This window comes from Trichloromonas sp., assembly GCF_041583255.1.
GTDB lineage: Bacteria > Desulfobacterota > Desulfuromonadia > Desulfuromonadales > Trichloromonadaceae > Trichloromonas.
The window spans coordinates 1-8,561 of sequence record NZ_JBFHGD010000143.1; the positions used below are offsets into that span (position 1 = coordinate 1).

The window sequence follows — 8,561 nt, forward strand, 5'->3', positions numbered from 1 at the left end:
ATCTCCTGAATGATTTCCGGCAAGGTGGCGGCGGTCGACTCAACGGCACCGGTCAGCGGGTAACAGCCGAGGGTGCGAAAACGCACCGACTTCATTTCAATCTTCTCTCCGGGGCGCAGCTGCATCCGTTCATCATCGACCATGATCAGCATGCCGTCGCGCTCGACCACCGGCCGCACCTTGGCGTAGTAGAGCGGCACGATCGGGATTTCTTCGAGGTAGATGTACTGCCAGATGTCGAGTTCCGTCCAGTTGGAGAGCGGGAAGGTGCGGATGCTCTCGCCGGGACGCACCCGGGTGTTGTAGATGTTCCACAGCTCGGGGCGCTGGCTCTTCGGGTCCCAGCGGTGAGTGGCGGTGCGGAAGGAGAAGATGCGCTCCTTGGCGCGGGATTTCTCCTCGTCGCGCCGGGCGCCGCCGAAGGCCGCGTCGAACTTGTACTTGTCCAGCGCCTGCTTGAGCCCCTCGGTCTTCATCACGTCGGTGTGCAGGGCGCTGCCGTGGGAGAAGGGGCCGATGCCCTCGCGCACCCCCTCCTCGTTGACGTGCACCAGCAGCTCGAAGCCGTATTCCTTGGCAAGGAGGTCGCGGAACTCGATCATCTCCCGGAACTTCCAGGTGGTGTCGACATGCAGTAGCGGAAAGGGGAGTTTGGCCGGGTAGAAGGCCTTGCGCGCCAGGTGCAGCATGACCGCCGAGTCCTTGCCGATGGAGTAGAGCATCACCGGGTTGGAAAATTCGGCGGCCACCTCGCGGATGATGTGAATGCTTTCGGCTTCGAGCTGTTGCAGATGGGTCAGTTTCTGGCTCATCGTTTGATTCCTTTTGGGAAGATATATTGGCCGGATCGTTACCTGCGATGTAACCCGCACTCTTTATGTTCGGGATTTTCCCACCACCAGCGGCCGGCCCGCGAGTGTTCACCGGGCTGGACGGCCCGGGTGCAGGGGGCGCAGCCGATGGAGGGGTAGCCCTGCCGGTGCAGGCGGTTGACCGGCAGGCGTTTGCTGTTGGCGTAGTCCCAGACCTGCGCCTCGCTCCAGTCGAGCAGCGGGTTGATCTTGAGGATGCCGCCGTTGGTTGCGTCGCTGGCGATGCTCTTGAGGTCGTCGCGGGTGACGCTCTGCTCCCGGCGCAGTCCGGTGATCCAGCCGGAAAGGCCTCTAAGTGCCCGCTTAAGCGGCTCGACCTTGCGGATGCGGCAGCATTCCTGGCGGTTTTCCAGGCTCTCGCGAAAGGAGAACAGCCCTTTTTCCCGCTCCAGCTTTTCCACGGCGGTGCGCTCGGGAAAATGCCAGTCGATGGTGACCCCGTAGCGCACGCCGATGCTTTCGGCCACCTCGTAGGTCTCTTCGTTGAGGCGGCCGGTGTCGATGGCGAAAATGCGGGTTGCCGGGGCAACGTTCTGCAGCAGGTCGATGATCACCACGTCCTCCACGCTGAAGGAGCAGGCCAGGGCCACCGGGCCGGCCGCGCCGGAGATGCCGCGGTGGAGAATGCCCAGCGCATCCTGTGTCGGTGATGGGATGGCGATTGCGGGTTGGCTCATGTTCGACTCCTATGACTCAGATGAAATATTCCGGCTGATTCAGCTTGCGACCGTAGGGGATGCGGTTCCACATCCTTTCGTGGAAGATATAGATGAAAATCTTGAAAAGGGTATCCAGCACGCCGACGGCAGCCGCGACTTCGAGCCTGCCGATGGCGACAAAGACCACAAAGGCCGTGGTCAGGGTGCCGATGATTCGATAGGAGATGGCTTTGGCTATGCTGCGGCGGGTTGAGTCCATGTTTCTCTCCTGGGTGCGTGCATCTTGTTTTTTATGTGGCATTCAAACGGTAAAGAATGTCTAGGGGAGATCCTATTATAACTTCACCGTATTGGTCAAGAAAAAAGTCAGTAAAAAAATAATGATACCCTAGTTGATTGCGTGGCAATATCATTGTGGGGCCTGCTGTATTTTATTTGGGCAGGGTTGAATAGAATTTGCGCAGCGGGTCAGACTCCGGGGGGATGATGCGACGCGGTTTTGTGTAATTCCAGCTGGTTGCGCAATGGTATGTTTATTGAACTAGTTTCCGGTTCGACCGGAGGCAACGATGCCTTCGCACTGGACGAGGAGGTCTGAAGATGGAAGCATCCATTGATTCCCTGCGCACCGGCGGGGACGTACTATTTCTGATGCTGGGGGCGGTCATGGTGTTCGCCATGCACGCCGGGTTCGCCTTTCTTGAAGTTGGCACGGTCCGCAAGAAAAGCCAGGTCAACGCCTTTGTGAAAATCCTCTCCGACTGGTCGGTTTCGACGGTCGTCTATTTTCTGATCGGTTATCCCATTGCTTACGGGGTTAACTTCCTGCATCCGGCCGCTGAGCTGCTCGGCAACAATCAGGGCTTTGAACTGGTCCGGTTTTTCTTCCTGCTCTGCTTCGCCGCCTGCATTCCCGCCATCATCTCCGGGGGGATCGCCGAGCGGGCCAAGTTCTGGCCGCAGGTCCTTGCCGGGGCCATTTTCGTCGGCCTGGCGTATCCCTTTTTCGAATCCCTGATCTGGGGGCGTAACAGCAGCTATCTGCAGGGCTTTCTTGAGCGGACCCTGGGTGCGCCCTTCCATGATTTTGCCGGCAGCGTGGTGGTCCATTCCATGGGCGGCTGGCTGGCCCTGCCGGCGGTGGTTATTCTCGGTCCGCGCATGGGACGTTACGTGCGCGGCAAGAGCCATGCGATACCGGTCAGCAACATCCCCTTTCTCGCGCTCGGCAGCTGGATTCTGGCGATCGGCTGGTTCGGTTTCAACGTGATGAGTTCGCAGAGCCTGGAGGGGATTTCCGGGCTGGTGGCGGTCAATTCGCTGATGGCCATGGTCGGCGGCGTGCTCTTTGCCCTGGTCGCCAGCCGCAATGACCCCGGTTTCGTCCACAACGGCGCGCTGGCCGGTCTGATCGCCATCTGCGCCGGTTCGGATATCGTTCACCCGCTGGCGGCCTTTCTGCTCGGCGGCATCGGTTCGCTGATCTTTGTCTACGGCTTTCAGTGGGAGCAGGAAAAACTCAAGATCGACGACGTGCTCGGGGTCTGGCCGCTGCACGGCATCGTCGGCAGCTGGGGGGGGATTGCCGCCGGGATTTTCGGGCTGCCGGTCTTCGGCGGCCTGGGAGGGGTGAATTTCTTTTCCCAGCTGGCGGGCACCTTGCTGGCTATCGTCTACGCCCTGGCGGTCGGCGTGCTGGTCTACGTGCTGGTTCGCAGCATGTTCGGTTTCCGCATGGCCGACGAGGATGAGTTTGCCGGACCCGACCTGCGGATTCACCAGATCAACGCCTACCCGGAAGACCACGTTCGCTGAATTTTCTGCGCTGATTTGACACCTTAGAGCGGCGGGCGTATAATAAGGTCAGTTAAAGGATTGTTCAGGGGGGCTGGACGCAGTCCCCTTATTTGCCCTGGACGACTTACCCTCCTGGTCTCCAGGGTTTTTTTTGCCCGGATATGAAACGGCCGCCCATCTTCTATGCAGATGGGCGGCCGTTATCTGTTTCTGCCGGGCTCAAAGACGCTACCGGCCCAGCTTTTCCAGGTTGGCTTTTTCTGCCTGAACCAGTTGGGCGAAGGTGTGGCGTTTCAGGGTTGCCATCATGTCGCTGCGGACCTCTTTCCAGGCGCCGTGAACCGGGCAGAATACCTTTCGGTCACAGGATTCCCCGTCGGTCAGGCATTCATTGAGAAACAGCGGGCCCTCCTGGGCAACCACGACATCGAGCAGGGTCACTTCGCTCGGGTCCTTGCGCAGGAAAAAGCCGCCGCCGACCCCCCGCTGCGAACCGACGATGCCTTCTTTGATGAGGGGCTGCAGGATTTTGGTCAGAAAGGCCGGGGTGATCCCCTGGTGGCTGCAGATATCTTTTTTGTAGACGATTTCCCCGCGTGGCTGGCGGGCCAGGTAGAGCAGGGCGAGGATGGCATATTCTGTGGCGCGGGTAATGATCACGTTGACCTCCTATTCACAACCAAACAGGTAACGGATATCGCCCTTGAGTCGGTTTGTCAACATTAAAGACAGATTGAGTCCGTTTCCGGTTTCGAAAAGGCATCTTATTTTCTTCGGGCCAAGCAGGCGTCCGGGCGGCGCAGGGGGCTCTTGACAGCCGTTGGGCCATCGGGCATCATCAATTTTCTTCTGGAGGTTTTTGTTGTCAGATCCCATGTCCGCTGAATCCATTGTGCCGATCGGCCGCTTTGCTCCCAGCCCCACCGGGCCGCTCCATTTCGGTTCGTTGCTGGCGGCGGTCGGCAGTTATTGCCTGGCCCGCCAGGGGGGCGGGCGTTGGCTGTTGCGGATCGAAGACCTGGACCGGCCCCGCGAGGTTGCCGGCGCGGCAGATGAAATCATGCGCACCCTCGAAGCGCTCGCGCTCTTCTGGGACGGCGAGGTGGTCTGGCAGAGCCGGCGCAGCGAGCGCTATGCCGAGATTCTCGCACGTCTGGATGGAATGGGGCTGGTCTTTGGCTGCACCTGCTCGCGCAAGGAAATCCTGGCCAGTGCGCCCCACGCCGGGGAAGAGGGGCCGATCTATCCGGGGACCTGTCGCAGCGGTCTGGCTCCGGGGCGCCGGGCCCGGGCCTGGCGGCTGCGGGTGCCGTCGTCGCAGGTCTGCCTGACCGACGGCGTATTCGGGCCGCAGAGCCAGTGTCTGGCCGACGAGGTTGGCGATTTTGTGCTGCGCCGGGCCGATGGCCTGTTTGCCTACCAGCTGGCGGTGGTGGTCGATGATGCCGATGCCGGGGTGACCCAGGTGGTGCGCGGTCAGGATCTGCTGACGTCGACGCCGCGCCAGGTCTACCTGCAGGAATGCCTGAGATTTCCCCATCCCCGTTATATTCACCTGCCGCTGGCGCTGGCTGCAGAAGGCAAGAAAATCAGCAAGCGCCACGGGGCGGTTGCGGTCGGTCGTGACAGTGGCGAACAGCTCTGGCAGGCGCTGCGGTTTCTCGGCCAGGCCGTTCCGGTCACCCTGCGAGGGGCTCCGCCTGCCGAGGTCCTCGATTGGGGGGTTCGTTATTTCGAGCTGGCGAGGGTGCCGAAAGATCCACGGGTGCCGGAACCGTTGAAAAAATCGGCCCCGGGGGGCTGAGTTGCTGCGCGACAGAAAATGGCATATCTTTGCCGTGCTGACCGGGATGTATGTGGTGGCCTACTTCTACCGGGTGTCGGCGGCGGTCCTTGCCGGTGACCTGCGGGCCGACCTCGATCTGTCCACGCAGCAGCTGGGGAATATTTCGTCGGCCCTGTTCTACGCCTTCGCGTTTGCCCAGCTGCCCCTCGGGCCGCTGCTCGACCGTATCGGGCCGCGGCGAACCATCTTTGTTCTCAGCCTGGTGACGGCCGCCGGCGCCCTGTTGTTCGCCTTTGCCGGCGGGTACCTGGGGGCATGGGTCGGACGGGCGCTGATCGGCGTCGGAACCTCCTGTGTCCTGATGGGGTCGTTGAAGGTCTATACCGCCTGGTTCGAGCCGCGGCAGTTCGCCACCCTGTCGGGATTGCAGGTCGCCCTGGGGAACACCGGCAACCTGTTGGCGACGGCTCCATTGGCCTGGCTTGCCGCAACGATCGGCTGGCGCCATACCTTCGTTGCCGCTGCCGGGCTGACCGGGCTCTTCGCGCTGGCCGTGCTGATCGTCGTTCGCGATGCCCCCGCCGGCTCGGTGCGCAGCAGTCGGCCGCCGCTGCTGGCCGGCTGGGGAAGGCTGGCGCGGACGCCCTCCTTCTGGCTGCTTGGACTGCTGGCGTTTTTCTGGTACGGCAGCTACATGGCGGTGCAGGGGCTCTGGGGCGGTCCCTACCTGGTCGAGGTGCTCGGCTGTCAGCGGGAGTCGGCCGCCTTTCTGCTGCTGCTCACCGCTGTCGGTTTCATTCTGGGCTGTCCCCTGGCCGGGCGCCTGTCCGACCGCATCCTGGTGTCGCGAAAAAAAGTGCTGGCAGCGGGGCAGTTGGGGTTGCTGCTGACCCTGGCTTTGTTCCTCGGCCCGCTGGAGCGGCTGCCGGCACCGCTTTTGCCGCTGGTCTTTTTTCTGTTCGGGCTGTTCGTGTCGACCGGACCGGTGCTTTATGCCCAGGTCAAAGAGTTGTTTCCCGGGGAGCTTGCCGCCACGGCGATGACGTCGATTAATTTTTTCGTGGTCGTCGGGGCGGCCCTGACTCAGCAGCTTATGGGCTATGTCATGAGTGAAAACGCCGTTGCCGCCGATGCTTTTCATCGAGCCTTCGCGTTTCCCACGGTGGGCCTCGGGCTGGCCTGGATTGGATATCTGTTCTGCAGCGATACCCGTCCGCGCTAATTTCGTGTAAGATTATCCAATTCAAACTGATTCAATCCATTTCATGGGAGGCAGGACTATGCAAAGGTGGTTTTTGGTAACGGTGCTTATGCTGTTGACGGCGGGTTGCGGCGGCGGGTCCTTTACCGTCCCCAAGGAGCAGTATCGTGAGCAGGTGCAGACCCTGGGGGTGCTCCCCCTGATGCTGGACGATGCATCGGAGATCACTCACCCTGAACGGGATGCGGTGGTCGAGATGCTGCGGCGCTACAATAACTCCACTAACGGGCTGCTGATCGACACCCTCAAGGGGAGCAAGAATTACTTTGATGTACGGCCCATCCCGGGCGATGCGCGGGACGTCTTCAACCGGCTGGTTACGGGCCGGAACCTGAAGGGGACTGGCGACGAGCTGCACCGGGGGTATGTCATCAATGGGGCGGAGATTGCCTCGCTGGCCGAAAAAAACGTGGTCGATGCACTGCTGGTGGTGATTTTCAACGGCATCGAGCGGCAGGAAAAACGCTGGGACCGGACCAAGTTGACCTATCTGAAGGCCAGGTACAACGTCATCATGGTCGGAGCCATGGTGATCACGCCCGATGGCCGGGTCCTCTGGGAGTATCATGGTGAGCCGGGGGAGGGTTTCCTGCCGTTGCAGTATCCCGATTTTGACGAAGCCCATTACAACAAGACCGAGGAGGTCAAGATCCGGTTTATCTCGATTCCCGGCCTGGAGCGGACCCTGGCGGAGCGCGAGACTTCGCTGTTCGGCAAAGCCTCCTGGCCGCGGCTGCACAAAAAGCTCTTTGAAGGGCTGGTGTCGGAGCTGAGTCCCGGCATGATCAATCCGCTGCGCAACCAGAAGCAATAACGCCGGCGAGCGCTTTTTCTTGTTGCGGTGCTTGCGCTGCCGCCTGTTGCGTGTATTGTTTCTAATGTCAGATCGGCGTTCCCGCGGTTTCCGCGGGGGCGCCGATATTTCGGCGATGCGATAAAAGTGATTGACAGGCGGTGGTAAATGGATGTAATAAAGTTCGCAGCACTGTATTCTCCCCGCTGCGCTGCCTGTCATCATGTCGATGTCCTTTATAAAATCAGTTTTTCGGTTACAGGTTGACCTAATTCACATACAGTTTTCTTAAGTAGACGGCTCGCTGCCGGCCGCTGGTTCCGAATGCTTCGGCGACAGCAGGCAAGGGTAACCCCTGCCGCTCACTCCTGACTTTATTCCATAAACATAATCGAAGAGATTGCCCCGCTGTGTCCCGCCAATTGAATTCTACATGCTTGAATCTGCCGTTTTGTGCGGCGTTCGCGCCATGTCTGGTGTCTTGACGGGCCCCCTCTAGGAGAACCCATGAATCTGAAGGATCTGAAAGAGAAGAAGGCCACGGATCTGGCCGCGATTGCCAAGGACCTCAAGATCGAGGGGGCGGCGGGTATGCGCAAGCAGGACCTGATTTTCGCCATCCTCAATGCGACGGCCGAGAAAAACGGGGCCATTTTCGGCGAGGGGGTTCTGGAGATCCTTCCTGACGGGTTCGGTTTTCTGCGGGCGCCGGATGCCAACTACCTCCCCGGCCCGGACGACATCTACGTGTCGCCGTCGCAGATCCGCCGCTTCAACCTGCGTACCGGCGATACCGTGTCGGGGCAGATCCGCCCGCCCAAAGAGGGGGAGCGCTATTTCGCCCTGCTCAAGGTTTCCGAGGTCAACTTTGAAAATCCCGCCGTTGCCCGCGAAAAGACCCTGTTCGACAACCTGACCCCGCTCTATCCGGAGGAGCGGCTCATTCTGGAGACCGCGCACGACAACCTGCCGATGCGGGTCGTCGATCTTGCGGCGCCCATCGGCAAGGGGCAGCGCGGCCTGATCGTGGCGCCGCCGCGAACCGGCAAGACCATGCTGCTGCAGAATATCGCCAATTCGATCACCACCAATCACCCGGAAGTCTACCTGATCGTTCTGCTGATCGACGAGCGCCCGGAAGAAGTGACCGACATGCAGCGCAGCGTCGATGGCGAAGTCATTTCCTCGACCTTCGACGAGCCGGCTACCCGTCACGTGCAGGTCGCCGAGATGGTGATCGAGAAAGCCAAGCGGCTCGTTGAGCACAAGCGTGACGTCGTGATCCTGCTCGACTCGATCACGCGCCTCGGGCGCGCGGCGAACCGCGAGCAGAAGGGCCGGGGCAAGACGATGACGGGCGGCATCGACTCCCGGGCGCTCGAGTTCCCCCGAC

At 60.8% G+C, this 8,561-nt stretch carries 9 protein-coding genes; 5 read left to right on the forward strand and 4 right to left on the reverse strand.

What is annotated here, in order from left to right:
* From cysD to ABYV89_RS11630, 3 genes are all read right to left on the reverse strand, one after another.
* The coding region (gene cysD / locus ABYV89_RS11620) for a sulfate adenylyltransferase subunit CysD (protein ID WP_432823119.1) at positions 1 to 812 on the reverse strand (812 nt) is incomplete at its 3' end.
* Positions 813 to 850: 38 nt separating this feature from the next.
* Positions 851 to 1,549 (reverse strand): phosphoadenylyl-sulfate reductase, encoded by a 699-nt coding sequence (locus ABYV89_RS11625; RefSeq protein WP_432823120.1) that lies wholly within the window; start codon positions 1,547 to 1,549, stop codon positions 851 to 853.
* Positions 1,550 to 1,565: 16 nt separating this feature from the next.
* Entirely contained in the window at positions 1,566 to 1,790 is a 225-nt protein-coding gene (locus tag ABYV89_RS11630) for a DUF2061 domain-containing protein (RefSeq protein WP_432823121.1), read from the reverse strand.
* A gap of 341 nt (positions 1,791 to 2,131) precedes the next feature.
* Between ABYV89_RS11630 and ABYV89_RS11635 the strand changes: the two genes are divergently transcribed.
* Positions 2,132 to 3,346: an ammonium transporter gene (locus tag ABYV89_RS11635; RefSeq protein WP_432823122.1), complete on the forward strand. Its 1,215-nt coding sequence runs from the start codon at positions 2,132 to 2,134 to the stop codon at positions 3,344 to 3,346.
* Positions 3,347 to 3,556: 210 nt separating this feature from the next.
* On the opposite strand, the gene ABYV89_RS11640 is transcribed toward ABYV89_RS11635, so the two are convergent.
* The gene (locus tag ABYV89_RS11640) at positions 3,557 to 3,988 is read right to left on the reverse strand and encodes an RrF2 family transcriptional regulator (protein ID WP_432823123.1); all 432 of its coding nucleotides are present in this window, start codon (positions 3,986 to 3,988) and stop codon (positions 3,557 to 3,559) included.
* A gap of 214 nt (positions 3,989 to 4,202) precedes the next feature.
* On the opposite strand from ABYV89_RS11640, the gene gluQRS reads away from it, so the two are divergent.
* The 4 genes from gluQRS to rho all read left to right on the forward strand — a co-directional run.
* Positions 4,203 to 5,132, forward strand: a complete 930-nt coding sequence (gene gluQRS / locus ABYV89_RS11645; protein ID WP_432823127.1) for a tRNA glutamyl-Q(34) synthetase GluQRS — start codon at positions 4,203 to 4,205, stop codon at positions 5,130 to 5,132.
* Position 5,133: 1 nt separating this feature from the next.
* A complete protein-coding gene (locus ABYV89_RS11650) occupies positions 5,134 to 6,336 on the forward strand; it encodes an MFS transporter (RefSeq protein WP_432823124.1) in 1,203 nt (400 codons plus the stop codon).
* A gap of 58 nt (positions 6,337 to 6,394) precedes the next feature.
* Positions 6,395 to 7,189, forward strand: coding sequence for a hypothetical protein (locus tag ABYV89_RS11655; protein WP_432823125.1), 795 nt, complete (start codon positions 6,395 to 6,397; stop codon positions 7,187 to 7,189).
* A gap of 486 nt (positions 7,190 to 7,675) precedes the next feature.
* A partial coding sequence (rho, locus tag ABYV89_RS11660) for a transcription termination factor Rho (RefSeq protein WP_432823126.1) occupies positions 7,676 to 8,561 on the forward strand: 886 nt, incomplete at its 3' end.